This window comes from Marinobacter sp. LV10R520-4, from assembly GCF_002563815.1.
Lineage (GTDB): Bacteria > Pseudomonadota > Gammaproteobacteria > Pseudomonadales > Oleiphilaceae > Marinobacter.
The window spans coordinates 655,367-681,825 of sequence record NZ_PDJM01000001.1 but is presented as its reverse complement, the minus strand read 5'-3'; the positions used below and the strand labels follow the sequence as shown (position 1 = coordinate 681,825).

The following is a 26,459-nucleotide window of genomic DNA, read 5'->3' as shown; positions in this document are numbered from 1 at the left end:
TAAAAATAGCTTTGTCCCAGCTTCTCTATTGAATCAGGCGTCTTTCAAAGTTGCCATATCAATCACGAAGCGATACTTCACATCGCCTTTTTTTATGCGCTCGTAAGCTTCGTTGATATTCTTGATATCGAGCATCTCGATATCGCAGCTAATGTCGTGTTCAGCGCAGAATTCGAGCATTTCCTGGGTTTCTGGCATGCCACCGATCAGCGAACCGCCCAACACCCGACGTTTAAGGACCAGATTGCCAGCTTCCAGCGCGGGGTCAATCGGCTCCAGAAGACCCACCAGAATGTGGGTGCCATCATGGCTGAGGCAGTTCAGGTAGGGGTTCAGGTCGTGCTGAACCGGCACTGTATCCAGCATGAAATCAAAAGTTTCAGTGGCATCCTTCATCTGCTGCTCATCGGTGGAAATCACCACATGGTCGGCGCCCTGTTTCTTGGCCTCTGCGACCTTGCTTTCAGAACGGGTGAAGATGGTCACTTCAGCACCCAGCGCCTTGGCGATCTTCGCGCCCATATGGCCGAGGCCGCCCATCCCGATGACCCCCACTTTGTCACCCTTTTTGACACCATAGTGGCGCAGTGGGGAATAGGTGGTAATGCCGGCACAAAGCAGCGGTGCAGCGGCGGCGGGGTCCAGCTTCTCCGGTATCCTGACCACGAAACGCTCGCTGACGACCACGTTGTCTGAATAGCCACCAAAAGTGACGGATTGATCGTAACGATCTTCGCCGTTGTAGGTGCCGGTCATACCCTCTTTGCAATACTGCTCAAGGCCGGATTCGCAGGCGGAGCAGGTGCGGCAGGAGTCCACCATGCAACCCACGCCAACGGTATCCCCAACTTGGTAGGCTGAGACATCGCTGCCTACAGAGGTAACCCGGCCAATAATCTCATGGCCCGGAACCACCGGGTAAACAGTCACTCCCCAGTCATTCTGCGCGAAATGAATATCGGTGTGGCAGACACCTCAGTAATCAATTTCGATGGATACATCGTCGGGCCGAGGTTCCCGGCGGTCGAAACCAAACGGTGCGACGCCTGATTCCACAGATTGTGCGGCGTATGCTTTGGTGTTGGCCATGTCTGTAGCTGCTCCTCAACGGATGTTAAATCATATGTAACTATTCAGCTGGTTTGATTTAAAACGGTCGTATCATTACCCGCACCCACCGCCATGAACGGCGGCATACTCCCCTCGAACAAATGCATCAGGGCTTTCGAGGCAGACACGTTCTGCTTACGCGCCGTCGACAGATAACTGCGCACGCGACAGAAGATCTCGGCTCCTTCAAAGGATCGAAAACAACCCGATATTTTTTGCTGCACTTTGAACATACGGATGTCCCGCTCACCTTGGTTGTTGGTAAACGGACCCTCTGGATTGTCGAGGAAGCGCAGCACATCCGCTTCGTAGGCGATCAGCCGCTCCAGCAGATTGCGTGCCCGCGTGCGTTTGAGTCGCCCGGGTTTGCCCTGGCGTTGGCTTTCATCCGGCGGCGGGCACTCTTTTTGCGCTTTTGCCAGGCAGCGTCGGTACACCCCTTGCGCCACCGCTGCGCTTTGTCCGGTGGCAGGCAGCCGCCGGCGTCGTCGACGCTGTCGGTCATGATGTTCAGTAGAGTTTGCATCCGCTGAGCCCACACCTGTTTATCCTGCTCCCAGGCGCGCTGAAGTTCTCGCAGGTGGTGCGCATTGCACAGAGAGTGCAAGCATGAATAACGGTAATACGGCTTCCAGTGATCGTGACAGAGCACACCGTTGAAGCGCGGCAGGATGCCGATCGCATTCATCGCCTGCTGACCTCGTTGTGCATGGGGCGCAAGCCAGGTCAGTCGGTCATTCGATGCGCCGTGCAGCCAGTGACGTTGACCACCGATGTTCACGCCTGTTTCATCGGCGTGAACCACCGACGCCTCGGCCAGGCGATCCTTGACCCACGGCTCAAATTCAGCGGCCTTATTGAAAGCGTCCTGATTGAAGTTGAACAGTGAGCCGACACTCAGCGGGATGCCGACCTGGTCTTCGAAGTACTCGCGGATGCGATCATAGGGCAGGAGCTGGTATTGCGACAGATAGACCGCGTGGGCCTTCAGCTGCGGGCCGTACTGAACCGAGCGTTCTACACCGACCGGAAAAGGCGCCACAAAACGTTGCCCCTGGGCATTTTCCAGGATCTCGGCCTGGTACTCGGTGACAAAACGGCGGATGTCCAGATCAACGACCTGACGTTTCTCGAAGCCCACAACCCGAAATGCGCCGCCTTTGGGTAAGGTGCGCCGATCCACTTTCACCCGCTGGATGGCATCCGGATCTACCACCGGTTGCAACGTCTTCCCAACGCGGCCGGGCTGCCCGCCTGGCTTACGCCCGCTCTTCAAACGGTTCTGTCTGGGGCGGTTCGGATCCTGAGACGGCGGCTTACTGCTGTTGGCACTGTGGGTGTTAATCCGCCCACTCAGTATCTGGACCAGCACAATCAGCAACTCGATGGCCGTCCGCATGGAAGGCGCGACGGTTGTGTCTGCTTGGAGTTGGTGTCTGACGTTCGCCAGCGCGGCGTCGACATCAATGTTGCTGATCTTCATGGGTCTGAGTACCGTCGAGTGATGCCTTATTATCGCACGACTTTTTCAGGTCGAATTTTTCGTCCTGAACGCGGATTTGAGCGACTTTTTCAAGGCCACTGCGCCCAGGGGATGAGCGACAGCACAAGACTGCACCGAGAGGATGGTGGAGGTTCTGCGCACGACTTTATGGCCTCGCACTGAGTGCGGCCAAAGTTCTCGGAATTGAAGTCAAAACCCTGTCAAGAACTTTTTTAGAAAATTTGAGCTGAATAGTTACCATCTGGCTTATGATGGCGGCACTGCTTGCCGCAGCGCTCTGGCTGAATACGGCCACATACGTCGGAGCGCCCGTCTCCACGACCCACTCAATCGTCGGCGGTGTCATGGGCGCGGGTATCGCGGCGGGTGGCGCAGATATAGTGGATTGGAGCCAGTTTGGCCAGATCGTCGCGAGCTGGGTTATATCGCCGGTGCTGGGTGGGGTCATTGCAGCACTTTCCCTGTGCCTCATTAAGCGCCAGATTACCTACAAGCAGGACATTGCTCAAGCCGCCAGAAAGAACGTACCGGTGTTCGTCGCAATAATGGCTTGGGTCTTTGCCACGTATCTCTTGATAAAGGGGCTAGGTAAGGTCGTCGACATCGGGTTATTGCCTGCGGGCGGATTTGGCGCGATTGTTGGCGCCATCGTATGGTGGCTCACAAAATGGCTTATTGCCCGTCCGTCGGCCGAGGTGGAAAACAGTAAAGCTGGAGTCGACAGCCTTTTCACCTTCCCGCTTATTTTTTCGGCTGCGCTTCTGAGCTTCGCGCACGGGGCGAATGACGTTGCTAACGCGGTAGGGCCGCTGGCCGCGATCAATGAAGCTGTGCTGCAAGGTGGCGTGGCGGCGAAGGCGGCAATCCCTATCTGGGTGTTGTTGGTGGGCGCACTCGGGATTGCACTCGGCCTGGCACTGTATGGCCCCAAGCTTATACGCACTGTCGGATCGGAGATCACGGAACTCGACCGCATGCGTGCCTTCTGCGTGGCCATGGCCGCGGCGGTTACCGTTATTATCGCAAGCCAGCTGGGCCTTCCCGTGAGCTCGACCCACATTGCCATAGGGGGTGTGTTCGGAGTCGGCTTTCTGCGCGAGCATCTCAAAACCACCTATCGCCAGAAGATTGACGAGATCAAGGCGCACCATGCCGGAGAAAGCCGGGCAAAAGTAGAGCGTCTGCTTAAGGAGTTCGATGAGACCTCGTTCGAAGGGAAGGGAGAAATCCTCGGGAATCTCAAAAAGCAAAAGGATGGCACCAGCACCTCGCCGATCTCGAAAAAAGACCGCAAGGGCCTGAAAAAAGTGTACCGCGAGGAGCTCGTCAAGCGATCGGCGTTGTTCAAGATCGTGGCTGCATGGTTGATTACGGTACCGGTATCGGGACTGCTAGCGGCTTTACTGTTCTATACTATCAGAGGGATGCTTCTGCCCTGAGCTCGCGCAGCTTAGCGAGTTGCGCCTCGACTACGCGCAGGCGAACCTCGGTTTGGGCGGGTGTTTCCTCTGACGAGCCGGAGTTCAGCCGTTCGCGATATTTCGCTCGTTTTTTTTTCAGTGCCTGCTCGAGATGCTTCAGTTCCTTGCGCTTGAGGGAATTGCCCTTGTCGTGTTTGCGCAGTGCATCGTCGAACGTTGCCACCAAGTCTTTGAAACCCATTGCCTGAATCCTCCGTGTTCGAAGATTGGTCGGCGGGGACGCCGTCACGAGCCCATTGCGCGTCAGACGATGATGTCTGCCTGGCCTGCATCGCTCACAGACAGTGCCTCTGTGGTCCGGGCGGCTTCCACATCCGTGGCTGTCAGGAGCGCACGTGTTCCGGTCAGAATAGCATCCACTGTCTCGCTGGCATAAGCGGAATCGTTGAGCAGGGAAGTGGCCATTGCTGAGTCGATCCGCTTTGCGCCGAGGAGTTTCGTGACGCGCGCGACCATGGATTCGCGGTCCACTCGGGCACGTACAGCGATCTCGTCGAGCTCCAGTATGGCCGTGCTGGCGTCGTCAAATTTGCCCTCGTAAAACCGATGGGTTTCCCGCAGCACCATCGCGACCCGCAGCCGCAGATCGTTGTACTCTTTACGGATAGCGGTGTTATCCGCAACCATGTAGAAAGTGAGATTCTTGCGCAGGTGCTTAACGTGCTTGATGGCCTCCACCATTTCGCCGGCGGCGTGCTGCAGGCGGTAGAGTGCTTCGGTGGAACTGGCCGACGATATTCGCGTCATTCGCCCGGAAATGAAATCGAGGATAGCACTATAAAGGCGCTTGACGCGCTGCCGATAGACCAAGTCGATGTTGATGTTGATGTGCTCTCGGCTGTTATTGATCGTTGCTTCCAGGTCATCGCAGTTGCGGATCTGTTCGCGGTGCAGGTGGAGGCCATGGGCGAGGATGGCGAAGGCCTGGTCAAACAGGTGCCAGACTTCCCGGCGGACTGCTGCGTTTGCGCTATCGGGGGAGTCCATCGCAGCGGGGTTCAGGTACTTCGGCTGCGCCGCGGATTCCTCTTCTCGTTCCGGCAACCAGCGTTCCAGTGCGCTCGCCATCCGCGATATAAGTGGCAACATCACGGCGACACCCAGGCAGTTGAACAGGGTGTGGAACATGGCGAGCTTGACCGTATAATCATCTTCGGCGATCGACATGAGCGCCGACAGAAAGTCAACGGACCAGCGCAGGGGCTCGATCAGTATCAAGGCGATCGCCGCCGTCGCCATATTGAACAAAAGGTGGGCGCCTGCCAGTTGCTTGCCGGCGATATTTGCGCCAAGACCGCCGATCAGCGCGGTCACCGTTGTGCCGATATTGGCACCGATAGCCAGGGCGAGCGCGTTCTCGTAGGTTATCTGGCCTGTGGCCAGGGCGGCCAGGGTTAGAGCCAGCGTTGCGTGGCTCGACTGCATGATGACCGTCGCCAGAATTCCGAGCCCCGCATAAACAAGCAGTCCGGTTACGCCCGTCATCGCATATTCACGCAGATCGACCGCCGACTGGTAGCTTATGAACCCCTCCTTCATGAAATCGATGCCGAGAAACAGAAACCCGAGACCGGCCAGAATCGCGCCGATGGCTTTCAGTGCGCGGGGTTGCTGGAAATTCAGCACAACGCCGAAGACGAGCATGGGCAGCGCGAAGGCCGAGAGGCTCATTTTCATGCCGATGGTGGCGAACAGCCACGCGCCGGTTGTGGTGCCCAGGTTGGCTCCGAAAATGATGCCGATGCCGGTGATCAGGGGGAGCAGGCCGGCGCTCACGAACGATATCGTGATGACCGATACCAGGGAGCTGGATTGCATAATAGCGGTGCTGACGATGCCGAAACCGAGACTCTTCGGAATCGTGTCTGTTGTTCGGCGCAGCACATTTTCCAAGAATCCGCCGGTGAATTGGCGGAACCCGTTCTCGAGTGAGAGCATGCCAAACAGGAAGATCGCAACACCGGCGGCAATCTGTTTGAATTCGGGGCTCGTCCAGAGTGCAAAAGCCAGAAGGCTGAGTATTCCGGCGAGGACGAGTTGGCGGTAGTTCATTGGCTTACCCTTCCCGCTATTGGCGCGGGTTTGACTTCGCGCAGTCAGGGCGCGACGCCATCGATATGGCAGGAGTCGATTACATATACTACTTTGTCACATTTCTGTAATGTAAGTAAGCTCAGGAAGTCAAGAGCCGGACAGTCAATCTGGAGAAGTTGCATGCAGTCATTGTCGCCGAGTCGTCGCTTCAGCGACGATGCTTATGATAAGCACGGTATATTGAAGAAGGGAATCTACGAGGAGGAACTGGCACGATTGGAGGAGGAGCTGGCCAAGCTTCAGCGCACCATTACCGACCAAGGCCTGCGCATCGTGGTCTTATTCGAGGGACGCGATGCCGCCGGCAAGGGCGGTACCATCAAGCGCATTACCGAGAAGACGAATCCTCGGATTGTGCGTACGGTCGCACTTGGCAAACCGTCCGATCGCGAGCGTGGCCAGTGGTACTTTCAGCGATACGTGTCCCACCTGCCGGCGGCCGGCGAGATGGTGCTGTTTGACCGCTCCTGGTACAACCGGGCCGGCGTTGAACGGGTGATGGGGTTCGCTACGGCCGAGGAGGTCGCGCTGTTCATGCACACCTGCCCCGAATTCGAGCGCATGCTTGTCAAGGAAGGTATTATTCTGCTGAAGTACTGGTTCTCGGTCAGCGAGGAAGTCCAGGAGCAGCGCTTTCAGGCGCGTGCCGCTGACCCTACCAAGCGTTGGAAGATATCCCCGATGGATCTCAAGTCGCGCGAACTGTGGGCCGAGTACTCAAGGGCCAAGGACGAAATGCTGCGTTACACGGACCTGCCATACGCACAGTGGCGGATGGTAGACGCCGACGTTAAGCGCCATGCCCGGTTGAACTGTATCAGCAATCTGCTGGAGCAATTCGATTATAGCCGCGATCTGCCGCCTGTCCCGGACCTGCCTCCGCGCGAATGGTCGCACGACGACAACCGTACGGCGAAGCCGCACGAGTCCTATATCGATCGCCTGTATTGAGGGCTTTCGCTCAGACTGCTGCCACCTCCCAACAGGCTAGTTAGGCCTGATCAAGTCGCCTTGGTTAACGGCTTGCGCTCGGTAGCGGGTACTTTTTGCCATTCTGGATGGCTGGCTGTTCTCGCAAATGTGGGCGCTCTGGGCTGGCTGCTCGTTGCTCCAGAGGCGATGAGCTTTCGGCAGCCGTTGGGTTTTGATTTGTCGAAGTCTTTGCAGCCTCTAATTTGGTGATGACAAACACACCTACTTCTTCGTTTAATGCGAAACTAGTCCTTTTAACTTATGGAACAGGAGTTCGACCATGGCGGAATTATCACTCAAGGAACAATTGAGCAGCGCGGTAAAAAACGCGATGCGGAGTAGGGAAAAATTTCGGCTTGGCACCCTGCGGTTGGTTCAGGCCGCGGTCAAACAGATCGAGATTGATGAGCGCCGCGAGGTGAATGACGAAGACGTTCTGAAGGTGCTGGACAAAATGCTTAAACAGCGCCGCGATTCTGCCAGTCAATACGACGATGCCGGTCGCAAGGAACTGGGCGACATCGAGCGGGAGGAAATGGTGGTTATTGAGGAATTCATGCCCGCCGCCCTGACTGAAGACGACCTGGACGGCTTGGTCCGTGGCGCTATCAGCTCAACCGATGCCCAGGGAATGCAGGACATGGGCCGGGTGATGAACGAGCTGCGCCCTCAGGTACTTGGTCGGGTCGACATGGGTCATCTGGGCAAGAAGGTGCGGGCTGCGCTGGCCTGACACCGTTGCGTGAATTTGCGGAATTCAGAGGCGAATGGAGGTCCGTGGTTTGAATACAATAGGGAATGATTTTATCCCTAAAGTGATTCATGCTCTCCTTCGCTTCCCTCATAGTTCAGCCTCCGGCCAATGCTTCAAAATCCTGCACTCCGGCCAAGGCCGTTCACAATGCTCTGCTCGCAGGGCTCAAATTATTCCCGAAAATCTGCCGTGATCTTATTTCTTAATCGAGCAGGCTCATACGCTTTATAACGCTACCGCGCTTTATTTTCCAGTGGCACATTGCACCAGACACATGCAGCACCACAAAACCCAGGCGGGCAGATATAGCGATCCAGTTCGTGCATACGGCGCTCCTGATAACCAGTCATTTCGGTTTAGTTTAGACAGTAAAACTGACTTGCGCTGATCCTGGATTAGTTGGCCAGTAGCTAGGGCGGTGCGTGCGTTAACGAACAGACAGACAAACGTAGGTCAGAAGATAGTTGCTTGTGTCCTTAACAGCTTTGTTGTCGCGGGGCATAACATCTGCTCAAGCACACGAAGTTTGGCTGGACGCATCGCCCTATCAAACCGATGTGGGCCCTGGCGTTAAATGTTAACTTCATATTACAAAGAGACTTATATGACCATCCTTCGCACCCTCACAACCAGCGTAGTCATTGCTGCCATGCCAACTTTCGCTTTCTCGCAGGACACTACAGCACCGAATACCGATCTTCCTGCTGTCGTGCTGGAACAGACCACACAGCAGTTCATCGATAGTCTGAAAGGGTCGACGCCAATTAACCAGCTGCCCTATGAAAAGGCGCGTCAGGTCTTGATCGATACCCAGACCAAGGGCAACACCACCATGCCCGACGCGGACGTTAAGGAGATGACCCTCAAGGTTGGTCCCATCGGTGAGGTGAAGGTCTATACCGTCCGCCCTGCGGGTAATAAAGGCGAGTCACTGCCGGGCGTTGTTTATTTCCACGGTGGCGGTTGGGTGCTCGGCAATTTTGCCACCCATGAAAGATTGATGCGTGATCTGGCGACACAGGCGAATGCAGCGATGGTCTTTGTGGAATACAGCCCCGCGCCCGAGCAGAAGCATCCCGCTCAGCTGGATGAGGTCTATGCCGTGTTGAAATACGTTTCAGAGAACGCCGCCGAGTTCGGCATTGATGCCAACCAACTGGCCATCGCAGGCGACTCGGTCGGCGGTCAGATGGTAGCCGTAAGCGCCGTGCGCGCCAAAGCCGATGGTCTGGCGCTCGACTCGATGGTCCTGTTCTATCCGGTCACCACCGCAGACTTGACTAGCCACTCGTACGAGCTGTTCGCAGAGGGGCCATGGCTCACCAAAGCCAGCATGGCGTGGTTCTGGGAGGCCTACCTGGAAGAGGATACTGACATCGGCGATCCCTCGATTTCGCCGCTGAACTACGGTGCGGAAGAACTTGCAGGCCTGCCGCCATCGCTCGTCATCACTGATGCCAATGACGTGCTGCGCGATGAGGGTGAGGCCTTTGCGTCTAAGTTGACGTTGGCCGGAGTGAAGACGCAGAGCACGCGTTACGGTTTCACGACGCATGATTTTGTGATGCTCAACGCCTACGCGCAGACGCCTGCGACGACGGCGGCGATCACTGAGGCTGCAAACTTCCTGAAGGATCACTTCACGGAATAACCACCACTGCAACGTTGGTGGTCAGATCTTTTTTTTGGCTTACCTTGCCTGAAAAATAAATCTGGCCCCTTTTTCTATTCAATGACCTCACGATTGTCGCTTTTCACCTGCATTTGGCTGCACACGACGTTCCACCGGGCGTCTGTCCTGATGGGACCGGGCATGGATGGGCCATAGACGAGTAGCCTGCGATCTGGGAGAAACTAAAGGCGGCCGACATTCTCGTTGTGGAAACCCTCTTATGGTGACGAGACCGGAGGTGGCGGTCGTGCGGGTTCCGACAGTGACTTTACGCAACAAAATACCACGATCATGACTTGGAACTGCGGTGTAAAAAACAAAGATAGGTCGGTAAAACCAGGACAGATTTATACACTGGCGGAAGGTGGCATCCATGTCCCAGGCCGAAGATTTTCTCTCGCCACGTGAACGAAACAGGCGTAACGTCAGAATGGCAGGCTGCGCATGCATGGCCACCACTGGCAGTATGATATTCAGTCCTTGACCCGATTTATGTCATGCCCGCTCCAAACCATCACGGTCCTCAGGAGTCTTGTCATGAATTCTTACTTACGCTATGCCATTCTTGCAGTCTCATTCGGTATGACTCTTCCGGCTAGCGCCGCGGATGACACCGGCGCTGTTGATTTTCAGGCCAATTGTGCCGAGAACCTGCGTCCTGACATCGATCACGCCTTGGGAATGATGCATCACATGATGTACACCCAGGCGGGTGCTGAATTCGAAACCATTACCGAAACGGCTCCGGGCTGCGCCGCAGCTCATTGGGGTGTCGCCACCTCGCTGTTACAGCCATTGTGGGGAACAACCCCGAGTGCAGCGGATATCACACGGGGACGAGAGGCGATCGGAAAAGCCCGTGCAACCGTCGAGGACGAGCGGGAGAAACTGCTGATTGAGGCAACCGCCGCATTCTTCGAGCCGGAAACCGATCAGGTCCGCGAGCGCCTTGCAGGCTGGATAGCTGGTATGGAAAAGGCCTATCAGGCCTTCCCGAAAGATCTCAACGTGGCCACGCTTTATGCCCTTTCACGCCTGACGCTGGCGCTTTCCGCCGACAATCGGCAAGCCCTGCACGATGAGGCGGAGCAAGTACTGCGTTCCGCCTGGAAAACCGAGCCGACCCATCCGGGGGCTGTCCATTACACCATTCACGCAACCGATGCCGATGGCCGCGGGGGAAATGCCACACAAATTGTGGACTCCTACGGGGAGATTGCTCCCAACGTGCCCCATGCCCTGCATATGCCTTCCCACATCTATGTGCGGCTTGGCGACTGGCCCAGGACGATTGAATGGAATCGCCGATCCGCTGAATTTGCGAAAGATCATAAAGTGGATGGCGCCACATCCTTTCACTACATTCACGCACTGGACTACCTGGTCTACGGACATCTCCAACGCGGAGAGGACAAGGCGGCTGAAGCCGTCTGGAAAACGGCACAGGCCAACGGACCACAGCAGGGCAATTTCCCCGGGGCCTACCACTTGGCGTCTATACCGGCCAGACTGGCTGTTGAGAATCGAAACTGGGAAGCCGCCGCAGCCCTCATGCCTCGCGAACCCGCATACATCAGTTGGGACAGTTTGCCTGGCCGGACGGGCTGAGCTGGTTTGCCCGCGGTCTGGGTGCTTTACATACCAGTGATCTTGCGACCGCCCGCCAAGCGGAACAGCGCATGGCGACGCTGGTGGAAAGCGCAAAATCAGCACCCGATAAGCGCTTTTCAGTTTATCTGGAGGTTGATCGCAGAATTCTTGCCGGTTGGATCGCCAATGCTGAAGGTGACCCGGAACGCGCCATCGAATTGATGGACTCTGCCGGGGAGCTTGAAGCTACGGTGGAAAAGCATCCTGTGACACCAGGCTCTCTGCTGCCACCCTACGAGTCACTGGGAGACCTACTACTCTCCATTGACCGTCCGATTGAGGCCCTCGCTGCTTACGAAAGATCGGATCAGACCTGGCCTCAACGCTATAACACACTGGCTGGTGCCTTGCGCGCTGCCAATGAGGCGGGCAATACCGAATCTGCTCAGCAATGGACGAATCGCTTGAAGGAGACAGCACCGGAAACCACGCGTAAATCGGCCAACTGACCAAGACGAACAATGGAGCGCCCAGCACCTCGGTTAACGTTTGCGTCTGTGGCATTGAAAGGATTCAGTGCCACAGACGCCGGCGGTAATAGCGGTTGCTGAAGGTCTGCTGGTAATAGTGCTAGTGTTGGCTGAAGGCCTGATTCACGCGGTGGATGGGATTGAGCTGTTACCCGAGCTCACAAACTCACTGAATACGAGAGGATAGTCATAACACAGCATTTGGTATTTGATGTGAACGAAACCCTGCTGGACGTTTCCGCTCTGGATCCATTATTTGAACGGCTTTTCAATGATGCGTCGACCCGACAGGAATGGTTTCTCACCCTTCAGGAAAACTGGCTTACCGCGACCATAATCGATGATTACCCGCCGTTTGGTGATCTGGCGAAGAGTGCGTTGGTGATGGTGGGCAAACGGCGTGACATTGACGTGTCGGAGGAGGATCAGAGTGCTCTTATTGACGGCATTCTCAGTCTGCCAGCCCATGACGATGTGCCTCAGGCACTGACTTTGCTTCGGGACAACGGTTACAAACTGACCGCGCTGACCAACAGCACACTTGCCGCCGCCAGGAAGCAGCTGGAGTTTGCAGGCCTAAGTGACTTTTTCGACCATATTCTGTCGGTGGATGAGGTCAAGCGATAGAGCCTTACACTGTATTGCGTTCATGTTTCTGAAGGGGTCTGGTCGATGTCTGATGAACGCAATGTTGCCACCATCCGCGCCAGGACGCCCCGGTATAAACCGATCCGGAGCCCGGCGGGGCCTCCGAACCGGCTGCCGTCTATCAGCCAGCGACGTCGAAACGGTCGTGCATCATCACCTTGTTCCAGGCCGCCACAAAGTCCTTGACCAGCTTCTCGTGGCCGCCCTTCTGCGCGTAGAACTCGGCCAGCTGACGCAACTGCGCGTTGGCACCGAAGATCAGGTCACAGCGTGTGGCCTTGAATTTCGTGTCGCCGCTCTCGCGATCGTCCAGCGTGAATTCCATGCCTTCCTCGTCGACTTTCTTCCACTCAAACTCCGGGCTTGTCAAGTTCACGAAGAAGTCGTTGGTCAGCACGCCCGGCTTGTGCGTGAACACGCCGTGTTGCTTGTAATGACCGTCCGAGTTGATGTCCAGCACGCGCAGACCACCGGTGAGAGCCGCCCACTCCGGCGCGCTCAGACCCAGCAGAGCAGCACGATCAAGGAAGATCCGCTCCGGCGAGACGTTGTATTTGACGTCGTGCCGATGGAAATTACGGAAACCGTCCGAGACCGGCTCGAGCCAGCGAAAGGTCTGCTCGTCAGTCTGTTCAACCGTTGCGTCGTTACGACCCGGGGTGAAGGGCACCATCACGTTGATACCGGCGTCCCTGGCCGACTTTTCGACACCGGCGCAGCCGGCTAGCACGATCAGATCTGCTAGCGCGACCTTTTTGCCGCCCGACTGAGCCGCGTCGAAGTCGTGCTTGATGCCTTCCAGCGTGTTGACGACTTTATCCACTTCACCCGGGTTGTTGACCGGCCAGTCCTTCTGGGGCGCAAGGCGGATGCGGGCGCCGTTGGCACCACCGCGATTGTCGGAGGTACGGAACGTTGAGGCGGCGCCCCAGGCCACACCGATCAGCTCGGAGACGCTCAGGCCAGTGTCCAGAATCCTGTCCTTCAACTTGGCAATATCGTTGTCGTCGACCAGATCGAAATCCACAACCGGGATCGGGTCCTGCCAGATCAGATTTTCCTTGGGTACTTCCGGGCCGAGATAACGCGACTTCGGGCCCATGTCACGGTGCGTGAGCTTGTACCAGGCACGCGAGAACGCGTCAGTGAAGTAATCGAAGTCCTCGATGAACTTCTCGCAAATCTTGTGATAAGACGGGTCGACCTTCAGTGCGATGTCTGAGGTCATCATCATCAAAGGGTGATCGACGCCCTTCAGATGCGCGTCTGGCGTGCGCGGGGCGTCAGTGTTCACCGGCGTCCACTGCAAGGAGCCTACCGGGCTGCGGGTCTGTTTCCACTCGAACTTGAACAACGATTCGAGGTAATCGTTATCCCAGACCGTTGGATTCGGGGTCCAGGAGCCCTCGATACCATTAGTCATGGTATCTTCGGCTTTGCCCTTGCCACGCGGATTGTGCCAACCCAGGCCCTGCGCTTCCATGGGCGCCCCTTCCGGCGCGGCACCGATCTGATCCGGCGGCGTCATGCCGTGCGATTTGCCGAAGGCATGGCCACCGGCGATAAGGGCTACGGTTTCTTCGTCGTTCATGGCCATGCGGCCAAACGTGATGCGGATATCGACTGCCGAATCTTCCGGAATACCCTTCTTGGCCGATCCTTCTGGATCGACGTAGATCAGGGCCTGATTTGAAGCGGCCAGCGGCGCTTCCAGATCGTAATCCTCGTCGCCGGCTTCACCGGTCCAACGCAGGTCACGGTTGACCATCTGGTCCGGATGACCTTCCAGCGGGCCGTGCGGGGCATCCTCTGGTTTCTTGCCGAACCAACCCTCCGGGCCCCAATAGGTCAAGGTGTCCGGCTCCCATGCGTCAATGCGACCGCCGGCAAAGCCGAAAGTCGGGAACCCCATGATTTCCAGCGAGCAGTTGCCCGTGAGCACGATCAGATCTGCCCAGGAGATGGACTCACCGTACTTCTGTTTGATGGGCCAAAGCAGACGACGGGACTTGTCGACGTTGCCGTTGTCCCACCAGCTGTTGATCGGCGCGAAACGCTGCATGGCTGCGCCGGCACCGCCACGGCCGTCCGCGATGCGATACGTACCGGCGGAATGCCAGGCCATGCGGATCATCTGCGGGCCATAGTTGCCGTAATCGGACGGCCACCAATCCACCGACGTCGTTAACAGTTCTTTGATATCCTTCTTGAGCTCGGCCAGATCCAGCTTGTTGAAGGCGTCGGCGTAGTTGAAGTCCTTGTCCTGAGGGTTGGCTTCGCGCGGGTTCTGGTGCAGCAGTTCTACCTGCAGTCGGTTGGGCCACCAGTGCGGCAGGGTCGGCTCGGAACCTGCCGCGCCGCCCACCGTATTACCGGCGAAGGGGCACTTGCCTCCGATTTTGATTTCTTCGCTCATACTAAGCTTCCCTTTATAATTGACGACTGCCTTGGTGTCGTATGCCAGCGTCGTCGAGTTGAGGTTGCTGCTCGTGCGCCCGCAGTTCCTGGTTGACGGTCGAAATTTGTTTGTTCATCGCGAAAATAAGCATTGGCGATTAACTTGAATGAGTCAAGAAAACACCGGCGCTGAAAAATTATCGGATTGATAGAGTCAGTCAATCGTTTGCCCAGTACATTGTTTTACCTGAGCGGTAAACGCTCAGCCCAGGGTCGCGTCCAGAAACATCATCACCACAAAGCCGCCGAGCAGTGAAAAGGTGGCAAGAGTTTTGTGTTCCTTGCGGTGGGTCTCCGGAATGATTTCATCGCTGATGATAAATAGCATGGCGCCCGCCGCGAAACCCAGGGTCCAGGGCATTAAGGGCTCGGCCAACCAGACCATGGTGGCACCGAACAGGCCGCCGAGGGGTTCCACCAGCCCGGTGAGCAGCGAAATGCTGAAGGCCTTGAGTCTGGAATGCTGAATGGCCAGAAGCGAGACGGCGACAGCCGCCCTCGAGAATATTCTGCAAGCCGATGCCGATGGCCAGCGCCAGACCGTTACCGATATTGCCCCCGGCAAATCCGACACCGACCGCCATGCCTTCCGGAAAGTTATGCAAGCCAATGGCGATGACGAACAGCCAGATGCGGCGTACCCGAGCCGGGTCCGGCCCCTCCCGCCCGAGCTTGAAATGCTCATGGGGAAAACATTGGTGAATCAGGTAGAGTCCGACCGACCCCATCAACAGCCCCGCAATGACCACCAGCGTTGCTGACCAGGTTTCGCCCGTCAGGGTTTCGCCGTACTCGATCCCGGGCAGCAAGAGCGAGAAAAACGAGGCCGCCAGCATTACGCCGGCGGCAGCGCTTAAAAGGCTGTCTTCTAAGGAGCCCGGCAGTTTTCGGACCAGAAATATACCCAAGGCGCCAACGCCCGTTCCCAGACCTGCCAAGAGGCTGGCCATTGAACCAAGCCAGACAATGCTGACGTCATGCGAGCATGAGTTCCAGATCCACTAGCATTGGCTCTCCTGATGGTTGTTTTGGGGTACGCTGAATGATCGGGTATTGCCGTCGGGACGCTAGGTGCCTTAAAACCCAAAAACTGTCCTCGGTTTCCCACCTTGCTCGCTACGATCGCTTCAGTCCGACAGTCTCCTAGTATTTTTGTGCAGTGGTCAACTAATCCCGGGCAGTATTTTAAGTTTTTCTTCCGCAACCAGCGGCGCTAGTTATAGAAAGTTTAATCCGCCCAATACCGCAATTACGAAAGTGCCGTACTACACTGAAAACGATCATCACTCAATTCACGGAGGAACCACCATGCGCTATGTTATCGCACTCGTTGTCGGTTTATTCCTGGCTGGCACAGCCCAGGCAAGCCAATGCCCGACCTTGGTCCATAAAATTGACAGCGAATTGGAAAGCAGGCAATTACCTGCGGAAGCAGTAAGTGAGATCCAAGCCCTGCGGGATCAGGGTGAAAAGTTGCATCAGCAAGGCAAGCACAGCGAATCATTGACAGTGCTTGAGCGAGCAATGGAACGCCTTGATGAAGCGTCGCAATAGACCCTCACAAACCATAGAGCGTTAATCCGCTCCGTTTTAGCCGGGTGGCGCCTTCAAGCACGCCGCCCGGATACACTGTTACGTTAGCACCGGCCAGTTATTTCGGCGCCGCGCGCCCCAAAAACGGTTTCACCGTCAAGCCTTGAACCAGGATGGAAAATACCACCACCACGTAGGCCATCGGCAGAATCAGATCCCGCTCCGGCCCTGCGGGTAGCGCCAATGCCAATGCAACGGAGATGCCGCCTTTCAGGCCGCCCCACGTTAGCGCCAGAATGGAGCTTGAGGTATGTTCCTGGAACGGTTTTAACGCCATCACCGGAACACCCACCGCCACCAGCCGCGCCAGAAGGACCAGCGGAATCGCAGCAAGTCCGGCCAACAGCACCGGTAATTCAAACGTGACGATCAGGACTTCAAGACCAATCAGCAAAAACAGAACGGCGTTCAGCACCTCATCGATCAACTCCCAGAACGTATCCAACTGCCGCTCGGTTTGTTCCGACATCGCATACCGTCGACCATGGTTGCCGATCATCAGCCCCGCGACCACCACCGCCAACGGGCCGGACATATGCAACCGGCTGGCGAGCGCGTAGCCGCCTGCCACCAAGGCAATGGTAACCAGAATTTCGACCTGGTAATTGTCGAGCCGGCGCAGCAGGTGATACCCCACCCACCCCAGTAAAAAGCCCAACACCAATCCACCCGCCACTTCTTCCAGAAACAGCAGGCCAATGCCCTGAAACGAAGCCTCTCTGTCTCCCTGTGCAATGCCCAGAATGGCGATAAACATGACCACCGCAACGCCATCATTGAATAGGGACTCACCCGCAATTTTGGTGGACAAGGCTTTGGGTGTGTCCACCGATTTAAGAATAGCCAACACCGCCACTGGGTCGGTGGGCGCCACCACAGCGCCGAAGAGCAGACAGTAGATAAACGGCAGCGGAATAGTGAGCCAGCCCAGCACCAGCCACATGGCACATCCCACTAAAAATGTGGTGACCACGACACCCAGGGTCGCCAGCAGCGCCACCAGCCATTTCTGGTCGGCCAGATCGGCGAGTTTTACGTGTAAGGCACCGGCAAACAACAAAAAGCTCAATAAGCCGTTCAGCAGTGTTTCACCCAGATCAACCTGCGCAATCAGCTGCTCTGCCCAGCGTGTCAGATCCTGGCCGCCCAGGTGGTTGATACCGACCAGAGCCAGCGAAAAGGCCAGCGAAAACGCCATCACGGCGATACTCGTTGGTAAACCGATAAACCGGGCATTGATGTAACTGAACAATGCGGAGAGGCTCAGTAGGATGGCGACGATTTCAAACAGTGTCATGTATTCCTCAGAAAAACCGGGACAGAATTTTTGTCACCCGCCCAATAAAACCGCAGCCCAGATCACAAGCACCACTGTTGTAACCACTATGGCAGCAGACACTTTGTGACGCTCGAAAATAGCTTGCGCGTGATTGCCGGCAATGAGAACCAGCATTCCCAGACCATAGTATCTCAGTGCCCGGGACAAAGCAGACGCGAGCATAAACAGGAAGAAGGAATAGCGGGTGGCCCCGGCTGCCAGCATGGCAATTTGAAACGGAATCGGAATAACCCCGACACTCATAATGAACCAGAATCCGTCCCCCTCCATCCGCATGCGCACATGCTCGAATTGTTCGGGCGTCGAGACCATTTCCACGAGCAACTGCCCAGCAGCATCAAACACGAAATAGCCGACAAAATAGCCGACCGTGGCGCCTGCTAGACAGCCGAGTAAGGCAATAGTGCTGAGGAGGAATATCTGACTGCGGCGGGCCTGCATCAAGGGAACAAGGATTACTTCCAGCGGAATGGGTATGAGAATGGACTCAAGAAAAGACGCGATACCCAGCCCCCAGAAAGCGTGCCGGGAGTAGATCAGTCGTATTGCCCATCTTTTAATGCGGGCCAGTCCCCGGGGAGGGCGTGCAGCTCTGTCTGTCATTATGTTTCCTGAAACAAGTAGTCATGCTGGCAGTGGTGGACTGAAAGACGTGACACTAGCGTACGGGTATCCGGTGCAGCAATACGGGAAATCAGGATTGAGTCTGTGCTCCGGAAAATAAATCTGTGCCGGCTATCTGGCTGGCTTCTCTCGATAGTGCCTGTGCCGTAGACTTTGATGATGTTCGAGGAGATGAGTTACACAGAACTGGCGGGCCAGATTGTCAGCCTTATTGCGCTGGGCTTCTGCATTGTCGGCTTTACCAGCAAGCACGATGACCGGCTGATGGTGCTGTTGATTGCGGCGAATGTGGCCTTTGCGCTGCAGTTTGCGCTGTTTGGCAGTTGGACGGCGGCGACCCTGAGCTTGCTGGTGATCGGCCGCATTATGCTGGCGCGGCGCTATATGGGCAGCTGGCAGGTGATGCTGGCGGTATTGGGGGTGAATCTGGTGGCTGCGCTACTGACCTGGCGCAGTCCGGTAGATTTTTTTGCCATTGCGGCGGCTATTTTTGGCACCTTAGGCATGTTCATGCTCAGGGGCATTCCCATGCGGCTAATGCTGGCCGCCGCCGCGGTTGCCTGGATGCTGAACAATATTGCCATCGGTTCGGTGGGTGGCACGCTGGCGGAGGCCATGGTGTTGGTCGTTAACTTCATCACCATATACCGGTTGGCGAAAATGAAACGGCGCTATCCCGAGGCTTTCGAGAAAGCAAAAGGTCCGGGCGCGTAACAGCCTCTAGTCCTTGAGGTTGATCAGAAACCGACCCTCCTGTACATGGATGTACTGAGCGGTGCTGCACTTAATACTTGAATCCAGGGAGAGAGGTGTGCGCTCATATCGTGGGTCCCGTTCATTAACAGAGTCATGCATTCATTAAATGCCACTATATTAGATTGTGCCCAAAAAGGTGAATTTCATTGTTGTTCCTCTGGCTATTGCGAAAGAGCTTAACGCGCCTTGAGCCATATGGTGCGGCTGCGCTTGCCAGATGTTGTGGCAGGGGAATGATTAGTTATTCTATCGCCCCCTAGGTTGATTCACCGGAGTTTTTGATTCATGCCCGACATCATCGTGATGTTTTTCCTGCTTGGAGTGATCGCGGGAGCCCTTCGCTCTGACCTGACGATCCCGAAGGCCGTTTACGATATTCTCAGCCTTCTGCTGATGCTGACCATAGGCCTTAAGGGCGGCATGGCCCTGCATGGCAATCTTCATTGGGGTCTGATTTCGCAAGTGCTGGCGATTATGGCGCTGGGTTTTGCCATTCCCTTGGTGCTGTTTCCGATGCTCCGCTACCTTGTTCGCTTGAATGTGGCGGACGCCGCCAGTTTCTGCGCCCACTATGGATCTGTTAGTGCAGGTACTTTCGCGGTGGCGTTGGCCTGGGTTGAGTCCCGGGGGTTGGCGACTAACGGGCAGGTTACTTTGTACTTGGTCCTGTTGGAGCTGCCGGCGATTCTTACTGGCTTGTGGCTTTATCGGCGCTACACCCAGGAGGCGGCTCAAACAAGCAGCACGGGTACACCCCTTTGGCAAGAAACCCTCACTAACAGAAGTGTGGTTTTACTGGTGGGTGGCGTGGTTATCGGCATTCTTTACGGGCCCGACAAGGGTGATGGCGTTACGGCCCCGTTAACGGGTGCTTTTTCCCTGGTGCTTTCGCTGTTCTTGTTGGAGATGGGCCTGGTTGCGGCGGAAACCCTGCGCAAGGTTCAGCTGCGCCATTGGCGTTTGATTGCTTTCGCCCTTTGCATGCCCCCGATCCTGTCGGTGCCAGGGCTTTTAGTGGGCATCTGGCTGGGCCTGGAGACCGGAACTATTGTAATTTTGGGCGCTCTTACCGCCAGTGCTTCTTACATTGCTGCGCCGGTGGCCGTGCGGCACGCCATTCCCGAAGCGGACATTGGGCTGGCGATGCTGGCCTCTCTTGGTGTGACTTTTCCGTTCAACGTATTGATTGGTATCGGGATGTACAGTCACTTTTTGGAGTTTTTGACGGCGTAGCGTTCGATTCAACGCGATCCGGAATTATAAAACTGTTTTTCTTTTCCGATTTTTTCGCGATCTAGTATGAACACTCTAATTTTTCACCGTACTGTAGATCCTGAGATCGAAGTTCGACGGACTTTTGTCGACAAACTCGCTTGGTGAACCCCTCTTCAATCAAAGCGATCATTAGCAATCAGGAGATTCAAAATGGGTAAACTCAAGACATATCAGCAACAGATTCAGGAAATTGTCGAGAAAGGCATTAATGCTGCAGAAGCGCAACAGAAAAAGCTGTCTGCCAAGCCTTTCGAGTACGCCGAGAAACTGGAATCTGGTGCCCGCGAATACAGCGTTAAGTCAGTGCGCGAACACTACTACGGCTACAGTGAAACGCTGTTCAGCCAGCTTCGCAGCCTGAATTTGCGTATGGGTAGCTTTGCTGCTGACATCTTGTCAAAGCTTGAGAAAGAAGCAGCTGAAGGCACCGATGCGGCCGCTGACGCTGTATCTGACGCCGCTGATGATGTAACCAGTGTGGCGCAGTCTACCAAACACAAGGTCAACACCAAGAAGCCGACTGCTACGAAAAGCGCAGCCAAGAAGACAAGCACCACCGCTTCTGCCTGATAGAAAAAAATTGTGTGTCCTTGGGAGGCCTTCGTGCCTCCCTTTTTTGTGCGCCCGGCATAAGAAAACATTCGCTGAACGGCAAAAGTGTTCATCGGCTTCAGTCCGGAGAAACATACCAGCGCAGGCCCAGCCGCTCGCTCCGTTCCAGCTCCGCGATCACCTGGGCCCCGAGCAGCAGGATAATGGAAGCAATTTCCAGGCTGATCAGTATCACAATGATGGTAGCCAGGGAGCCATAAATGACATTAACGAAGGATATATTGAGAAAGTAGTACATCAACAGCAAACGGGTAGCTTCCCAGAGAATGGCTGCAACCAGACCACCCACAATGGCCCTCCGGGGAGAGATACGCACAATGGGTAGAACCTTATAAATGGCGCTGAACAGAATAAATACGCCAACAAAACTGATCAGGTACAGAATCAGCCCCGGGGCTTCGTAAAATGCGTTGATCAGGCTGAACAGCAGGGTTAGGGCCAGCAAACCTGCGCCCAAAATCAAGATGAAAGCATAGGGCAGGAAGGCAGACACCCAGAAACTACGGCGGGGGTTGTCGGGCCGATGGAAAATAATGGCAATGGAGTCTTCCAGCATACGAAAAGCAAACGAACTAAAAAATAGCATCACCGGCACGCCGACAATACCGATGATGTCCCTTGACTCCATAAAAGCCCGGACCGCATCGAGCAGCAGGCTGGCATTGGCCGGGGCAAAATGCTGTGTCTGCACCGCCATGACTTCCAGCAACTGCTCTTCGTTCACTACGCGGGTAAGCAATACCGTCAGCACGGCAAGCATCGGCACTGCCGACAGAAGTACGTTATAGCCAACCCCGCCCGCCAGCAACACCCCATGATTGCGCAGAAAATTGCGTAAAACCCGGTGTGCGAATTGAAGACACTGTCGAACTGGGCTTAGGTGTGGCTGCTTGTTGTCGGTTGTGTCTGTCATGGGCTAATCCTGACACAGATTGTGAGCTCCAGCAGGGTACGGGATTTCGCCAGCCTTTAGGGTTTTGCTTAAGATGCCCGTTCGCCGGCACCGTGAACAGTGAAGCTAACGATATCTTCCAGAATCGTCGACAAAGTCTTTCGGCCGGAAGCTGTTCCAATATCACCAGAGCAGGGTATGGCCGTGATTTCCGGGTAGAGCGAGGTCAGTTCGGTAATCACAGCATCTAGCTTTTCAGCACCGCGTCAGTGCAGTTCCGCCCGGTCATGCTGACGCGGCCATCGTTGTTGGCCACCCAGTATGCGTGCTTCCTGCGCTGGTTGTGTTTCGGCCTGCGCATGAAGGGCGCGGTTCAGGCGTTGGCGGGATTCGTGCATCATCTCCTGGATCTCAAGCAGAGCTTTCATGGGGTTGCTAGCCAGTCGGCGGCGGGTATCAATGACGAACTGTAACCCGCGCAGGCGGTCCTGGCTGGCTTTGCTGCTGCTGCGAATACAGTCTTCTATCAACTCCGCCCGTAATTGTTCAAACCGCTCCGGGTGATTCTCTGAAAGGTTTCTGAGCTCATCGAATGTAGGTTTTTCCACAATGCTCCCCCCTGAAAACCACCAATGGATTCGCTCCCATGTACTACCAAGTTATATCAAGTAGAGGACAGCAGTGCGTTAAAATTGCGACATGTGAGTGAGATTGACATCAGGTTACGCAGCGCTAATTTCTCGATTCATATGAGTACAAATTTGATTGACCATAACCCGGGGCTGTGATTCGATAAAAAAAGGTTAAGTGCTGCGCTGAGGAAAAATAAAATCAACCCAAAGCAAATGAAATAAGAACACAAGGCAAAAGACTTAACCAACAACAACTTGGGTCGTGTGAACACTGCTTGTGCACGAGCATCCTCCCGCAGTATTCAGAAGTTATAGCCTGTACCGGCATTGTGATAAAAAATCCCGCCATCGCAGTTGCCCTCTAAGTCGTCGCGACTTTCTAACAGAAGCTGATACTGCACGGCTCGCTGAATGCAAGTTTTGTGGCGTAGAGAAAGCAATTGCAACGAAATCGGCCTACGCTTTGGTTATTCTGGTTTTGGAATTTATTAGTATGAAACAGCATCACCTGTTATTGCCCATCGGTCTGGCACTCACGCTTACTGCCTGCGGGAATGTCGCTCAACTCTCCGTTGCCGAAGGCACCGGCCCTAATCCAATATTACCCAGCCCGAGCGAATCCCTGATTCCCACCGTCAATATTGCCAAAGCCACCGGTTGGCCTTCCGGCGGAAAACCCGATGCTGTCGCGGGAACCCGGGTGGTCGCCTTTGCAGACAACCTCGAACACCCTCGCTGGCTTTATGTTCTGCCGAATGGTGACGTGTTAGTCGCTGAAACCAATGCGCAGCCGAAACCGGACAGTGGCGGGGGAATTCGCGCCTGGATCCAGGGGCTGATAATGGAGAGTGCCGGTGCCACCGTTCCCAGCGCCGACCGGATTACCCTGCTGCGGGACAGTGATGGTGACGGCGTGGCTGACAAACGCTCGACGCTATTGGAAGACCTGCACTCTCCATTTGGCATGGCGCTGATCGGGAACGACTTCTACGTTGCCAACACCAACGCCGTCATGCGCTTTCCCTATGAGACGGGCCAGACACGCATCACCGCCGAAGGCACCAAAGTCACCGATTTGCCAGCCGGAAAGATTAACCACCACTGGACCAAGAGCATGGTTGCCAGCCCGGATGGCAACAAGCTTTACGTCGGTGTGGGCTCTAACAGTAATATCGGCGAAAACGGTCTTGAAAAGGAGAAAGGTCGCGCGTCCATTTGGGAAATCGACCCCGAAACCGGTCAGCACCGCGAATTTGCCACTGGACTACGCAACCCCGTGGGTATGACCTGGCAGCCGGAAAGCGGCGAGCTCTGGGTTGCTGTCAATGAGCGTGACCTGCTGGGCAGTGATTTGGTGCCGGACTACATGACATCGGTGGCGGATGGTGGTTTCTACGGTTGGCCCTTCAGCTATTTTGGCCAGAATGTGGATGAGCGGGTAAAACCGCGGCATCCGGAAAAAGTGGCCCGGGCCATCAAGCCCGATTACGCCCTCGGGACGCACACCGCTTCACTGGGGTTAACGGCTGCCGAGGGCAACACGCTTCCTGAACAATTCAACAACGGTATGTTTGTAGGCCAGCACGGTTCCTGGAACCGCAAACCCCGCAGTGGCTATAAAGTCATTTTTGTTCCTTTCGCCAATGGCGAACCTTATGGCCAGCCGGTCGATATACTCACCGGGTTCATCAATGCCGACGACAAAGCCCAGGGGCGTCCTGTTGGCGTTGTTATCGACAAGCAGGGTGGGCTTTTAGTGGCGGATGACGTGGGCAATATCATCTGGCGGGTCAGTCGCGCAGAATCGCAGGCACAATGAGTGGCGTCTTTTCCGCCCGGGTATTGTGCGCGTGGAAAGTCGGTCAGGTTGACATGTCCCGGGATTGACCGGAGGATCATGAGGTATGAGTAGAGCCACATACACACCCGTGAATCAGCATAGCGCCGCGCCAGATGAGCTAGTGAAGTCATTTGACGCAGCCATCAAACGCCTTGCCGAAATCAATGCAACTGAGGGCGTCTCGCCCGTTTTGGAGGTCATCGAAGCAGCACGGGCCCTGATGTTCACTGACGAAGGCCTCGAAGTTCTTTACCAGCGCGTGCCGGCGATTGAGGCGGCCGGGTGCTTTGGCGGCAGTGATTGGGATTATCCGCAGACCTTGGTGCCCTCATTGGCAGTGCGCACGATTCGCCATGGCGAACCGGTGGTAACCCTGGTTGAAAGCCTGAGTCAGATTCGCCTTCTGGCGGTGGCTAAAGGCCACTACGTACACCCTTCTATTTCTGCAGAACACGCTCAGCACTTTCTTGCCCAAGTATTGGCGATGAACCTGGATATGGTGGTCAGTGATCTTCAGGAGAGTGACCGGCTGCGGCCGGACGGGATCGGCTTCGCCGTTCAGGGTCTGTATCACTTTCTGCTCCAGCATCTGGGTTACGAGAATCTTCTGGAAGATCTGGTGGCCGAAGTCTGGCGGATTCTCGCGCAACGGCCGGTTCAGGTGGATGGTGTTAAACAGATGGTGACGCAGATCGCCGTCTGTCTGCAAAAGCCGGATGCGCTCGGTGGCGACGTCGGCGATGACGCGCTGCAACTGATCCATGCCGTATTCAGCCCTACCGAGGGCTGCCGCGAAGATCCCGGCTTCGATGTTTACGCTGAACGCCTGGCACAGATGGACGATGCCACCCTGCTGCAAGAGGCCATCGCCTTTGCCAAGGCTATACACAGTACCGGCCTCGTTTCACCCTATATGCCGGGGTTCATACGTTACTTGCGTAGCCGTTGGAACGACCTGATTCCTACAGCGTTGGGCCTGAGCCATACGGGTGCCGACGCCTTTCACTGCTACCCGGCGTTGATTCACACCCTGATTGATGAGGCCCTGTTTCCCGAGACCAGCCAGTGTGCCTACGGCCTGGCCATGATGCTCGAGCGGGGCATCCTTTACGCACCCCCGGTGGCGCCGTCTCTGTGGCGACAGATACGATTGTCGCTGTGCGAGGCCGCAGCCGAGAAAATTGTGGCTGTATTTGGGCGCAGCCGTTCGCCGGAATGCTTTCTGCTTGCGGATGTGCTCAATGTGCTCGGGCGCCCGCTGGGGGTGGGGCAAGGGAACTATCCGACGTGTCAGTCTACGCGCGCCTTGTCTATGTGGGCTTACAACATGCCGGCGGAACTGCTGCGGATTCTTGCTTGGGCCGCGCGCGATGATGAAGTAGTGATGCGTTTTGAAGGCAACAGTATTTCTTCGCGGGATCTGGGCGCCGGGCTGGCCAGCGAGCCTCCGGTGGATGTAGATGCCGTTTCACTGCTGACTGTGCCGCACCTCGACCGCATCTACTTCGAAATGGGTCGTCGCAGCGCCGGGCGTGGAGAAGATCCGCACAAATGGGTTAACTCCGCATTCCACGGTGATCATGTAGGCCACGGATTTCGCATAGCGGTCGACGTATTCACCGGTGGCCTGAAAGACTTTGAAGGGTTTATTCGAGATTTTTATGCCGCCTATCACCCTTTTTACAACGGCAACATTCCGGTTATTAATCCTCAGCCGGCCGGCATTGCAGTGACCGACAGCGCCACACGCTTTCTCGGCTGGCACGCCATCACTATCCAGCGGCTTGCGCTGGACCCCGATGAGGTTATGCGCGTTTATTTCTTTAATCCCAATAACGACAGCGGGCAAAACTGGGGTCAGGGAATTGTCACCTCGACCCAGGGCCACGGCGAGCTCTATGGTGAAGCCTCGTTGCCGGTGGCCGAGTTCGCCTCGCGGTTGTACGTGTTTCACTACGACCCGCTCGAAAAGGGTGAGCCGGGTGATATTCCAAACGATGACGTAAAACAGGCCATGCACCTGGCCCAAAACAGTTGGGCCTTGGGGCGTTTGGGTCTGTAAATTAAGCTTTACTTCACGTAAG

Annotated in this window: 20 protein-coding genes and 3 pseudogenes; 13 read left to right on the top strand and 10 right to left on the bottom strand. The window is 55.9% G+C overall.

The window, feature by feature from the left end; genetic code table 11:
• Positions 1-33: 33 nt before the first annotated feature.
• Positions 34-1,089: pseudogene (locus tag ATG98_RS03240) on the bottom strand (NAD(P)-dependent alcohol dehydrogenase).
• A gap of 44 nt (positions 1,090-1,133) precedes the next feature.
• Positions 1,134-2,593, bottom strand: a pseudogene (locus ATG98_RS03235) (IS66-like element ISMrsp4 family transposase).
• Positions 2,594-2,853: 260 nt separating this feature from the next.
• Here ATG98_RS03235 and ATG98_RS03230 point away from each other — a divergent pair.
• Positions 2,854-4,053: pseudogene (locus tag ATG98_RS03230) on the top strand (inorganic phosphate transporter); the annotation flags it as partial.
• Here ATG98_RS03230 and ATG98_RS03225 read toward each other — a convergent pair.
• Together ATG98_RS03225 and ATG98_RS03220 are read right to left on the bottom strand one after the other, a co-directional pair.
• Positions 4,031-4,276 (bottom strand): hypothetical protein, encoded by a 246-nt coding sequence (locus ATG98_RS03225; RefSeq protein ID WP_098422126.1) that lies wholly within the window; start codon positions 4,274-4,276, stop codon positions 4,031-4,033. The pseudogene ATG98_RS03230 and the gene ATG98_RS03225 sit on opposite strands and share 23 nt — an antisense overlap.
• Positions 4,277-4,338: 62 nt before the next feature.
• Positions 4,339-6,147 carry a Na/Pi cotransporter family protein gene (locus ATG98_RS03220; RefSeq protein WP_098419472.1) on the bottom strand — a complete coding sequence of 603 codons (1,809 nt, stop codon included), beginning with the start codon at positions 6,145-6,147 and terminating at the stop codon, positions 4,339-4,341.
• A 162-nt stretch (positions 6,148-6,309) separates the two neighbouring features.
• Between ATG98_RS03220 and ppk2 the strand changes: the two genes are divergently transcribed.
• The 6 genes from ppk2 (at position 6,310) to ATG98_RS03190 (ending at position 12,334) form a co-directional block, all read left to right on the top strand.
• Entirely contained in the window at positions 6,310-7,140 is an 831-nt protein-coding gene (gene ppk2, locus ATG98_RS03215) for a polyphosphate kinase 2 (protein ID WP_098422125.1), read from the top strand.
• A gap of 301 nt (positions 7,141-7,441) precedes the next feature.
• Positions 7,442-7,894, top strand: coding sequence for a GatB/YqeY domain-containing protein (locus tag ATG98_RS03210; RefSeq protein WP_098422124.1), 453 nt, complete (start codon positions 7,442-7,444; stop codon positions 7,892-7,894).
• A gap of 625 nt (positions 7,895-8,519) precedes the next feature.
• Positions 8,520-9,566 (top strand): alpha/beta hydrolase, encoded by a 1,047-nt coding sequence (locus ATG98_RS03205; protein WP_098422123.1) that lies wholly within the window; start codon positions 8,520-8,522, stop codon positions 9,564-9,566.
• A gap of 558 nt (positions 9,567-10,124) precedes the next feature.
• Entirely contained in the window at positions 10,125-11,195 is a 1,071-nt protein-coding gene (locus tag ATG98_RS03200; protein ID WP_098422122.1) for a hypothetical protein, read from the top strand.
• On the top strand, positions 11,165-11,686 hold the full coding sequence (locus tag ATG98_RS03195; RefSeq protein ID WP_098422121.1) for a hypothetical protein: 522 nt from the start codon (positions 11,165-11,167) through the stop codon (positions 11,684-11,686). The genes ATG98_RS03200 and ATG98_RS03195 overlap by 31 nt, the downstream gene beginning before the upstream one ends.
• 222 nt (positions 11,687-11,908) lie before the next feature.
• Positions 11,909-12,334, top strand: coding sequence for an HAD family hydrolase (locus tag ATG98_RS03190; protein WP_098422120.1), 426 nt, complete (start codon positions 11,909-11,911; stop codon positions 12,332-12,334).
• A gap of 142 nt (positions 12,335-12,476) precedes the next feature.
• Here ATG98_RS03190 and katG read toward each other — a convergent pair whose 3' ends face one another.
• Together katG and ATG98_RS22165 are read right to left on the bottom strand one after the other, a co-directional pair.
• A complete protein-coding gene (gene katG, locus ATG98_RS03185) occupies positions 12,477-14,771 on the bottom strand; it encodes a catalase/peroxidase HPI (protein WP_098422119.1) in 2,295 nt (764 codons plus the stop codon).
• 243 nt (positions 14,772-15,014) lie between these two features.
• Positions 15,015-15,497 (bottom strand): ZIP family metal transporter, encoded by a 483-nt coding sequence (locus ATG98_RS22165; protein WP_228706006.1) that lies wholly within the window; start codon positions 15,495-15,497, stop codon positions 15,015-15,017.
• 623 nt (positions 15,498-16,120) lie between these two features.
• Here ATG98_RS22165 and ATG98_RS03175 point away from each other — a divergent pair.
• Complete coding sequence (locus ATG98_RS03175) at positions 16,121-16,366, top strand: hypothetical protein (RefSeq protein WP_098419467.1); 246 nt, start codon at positions 16,121-16,123, stop codon at positions 16,364-16,366.
• A 97-nt stretch (positions 16,367-16,463) separates the two neighbouring features.
• On the opposite strand, the gene ATG98_RS03170 is transcribed toward ATG98_RS03175, so the two are convergent.
• Together ATG98_RS03170 and ATG98_RS03165 are read right to left on the bottom strand one after the other, a co-directional pair.
• Complete coding sequence (locus tag ATG98_RS03170; protein ID WP_098422118.1) at positions 16,464-17,702, bottom strand: cation:proton antiporter; 1,239 nt, start codon at positions 17,700-17,702, stop codon at positions 16,464-16,466.
• 33 nt (positions 17,703-17,735) lie between these two features.
• Positions 17,736-18,347, bottom strand: coding sequence for a YqaA family protein (locus tag ATG98_RS03165; protein WP_098419465.1), 612 nt, complete (start codon positions 18,345-18,347; stop codon positions 17,736-17,738).
• A gap of 180 nt (positions 18,348-18,527) precedes the next feature.
• On the opposite strand from ATG98_RS03165, the gene ATG98_RS03160 reads away from it, so the two are divergent.
• From ATG98_RS03160 to ATG98_RS03150, 3 genes are all read left to right on the top strand, one after another.
• Positions 18,528-19,082, top strand: a complete 555-nt coding sequence (locus tag ATG98_RS03160; protein WP_098421719.1) for a YgjV family protein — start codon at positions 18,528-18,530, stop codon at positions 19,080-19,082.
• A 327-nt stretch (positions 19,083-19,409) separates the two neighbouring features.
• Complete coding sequence (locus ATG98_RS03155; protein ID WP_098419464.1) at positions 19,410-20,357, top strand: sodium-dependent bicarbonate transport family permease; 948 nt, start codon at positions 19,410-19,412, stop codon at positions 20,355-20,357.
• Positions 20,358-20,549: 192 nt separating this feature from the next.
• Complete coding sequence (locus tag ATG98_RS03150) at positions 20,550-20,969, top strand: hypothetical protein (RefSeq protein WP_098419463.1); 420 nt, start codon at positions 20,550-20,552, stop codon at positions 20,967-20,969.
• Between the two features lie 100 nt (positions 20,970-21,069).
• Here ATG98_RS03150 and ATG98_RS03145 read toward each other — a convergent pair whose 3' ends face one another.
• Positions 21,070-21,924 (bottom strand): YihY/virulence factor BrkB family protein, encoded by an 855-nt coding sequence (locus tag ATG98_RS03145; protein ID WP_098419462.1) that lies wholly within the window; start codon positions 21,922-21,924, stop codon positions 21,070-21,072.
• Between the two features lie 245 nt (positions 21,925-22,169).
• Complete coding sequence (locus ATG98_RS03140) at positions 22,170-22,511, bottom strand: DUF3135 domain-containing protein (RefSeq protein WP_179888030.1); 342 nt, start codon at positions 22,509-22,511, stop codon at positions 22,170-22,172.
• A 517-nt stretch (positions 22,512-23,028) separates the two neighbouring features.
• Between ATG98_RS03140 and ATG98_RS03135 the strand changes: the two genes are divergently transcribed.
• Both ATG98_RS03135 and ATG98_RS03130 read left to right on the top strand, forming a co-directional pair.
• On the top strand, positions 23,029-24,354 hold the full coding sequence (locus tag ATG98_RS03135) for a PQQ-dependent sugar dehydrogenase (protein ID WP_098421718.1): 1,326 nt from the start codon (positions 23,029-23,031) through the stop codon (positions 24,352-24,354).
• An 85-nt stretch (positions 24,355-24,439) separates the two neighbouring features.
• Complete coding sequence (locus ATG98_RS03130) at positions 24,440-26,437, top strand: hypothetical protein (RefSeq protein WP_098422117.1); 1,998 nt, start codon at positions 24,440-24,442, stop codon at positions 26,435-26,437.
• Positions 26,438-26,459 lie beyond the last annotated feature (22 nt).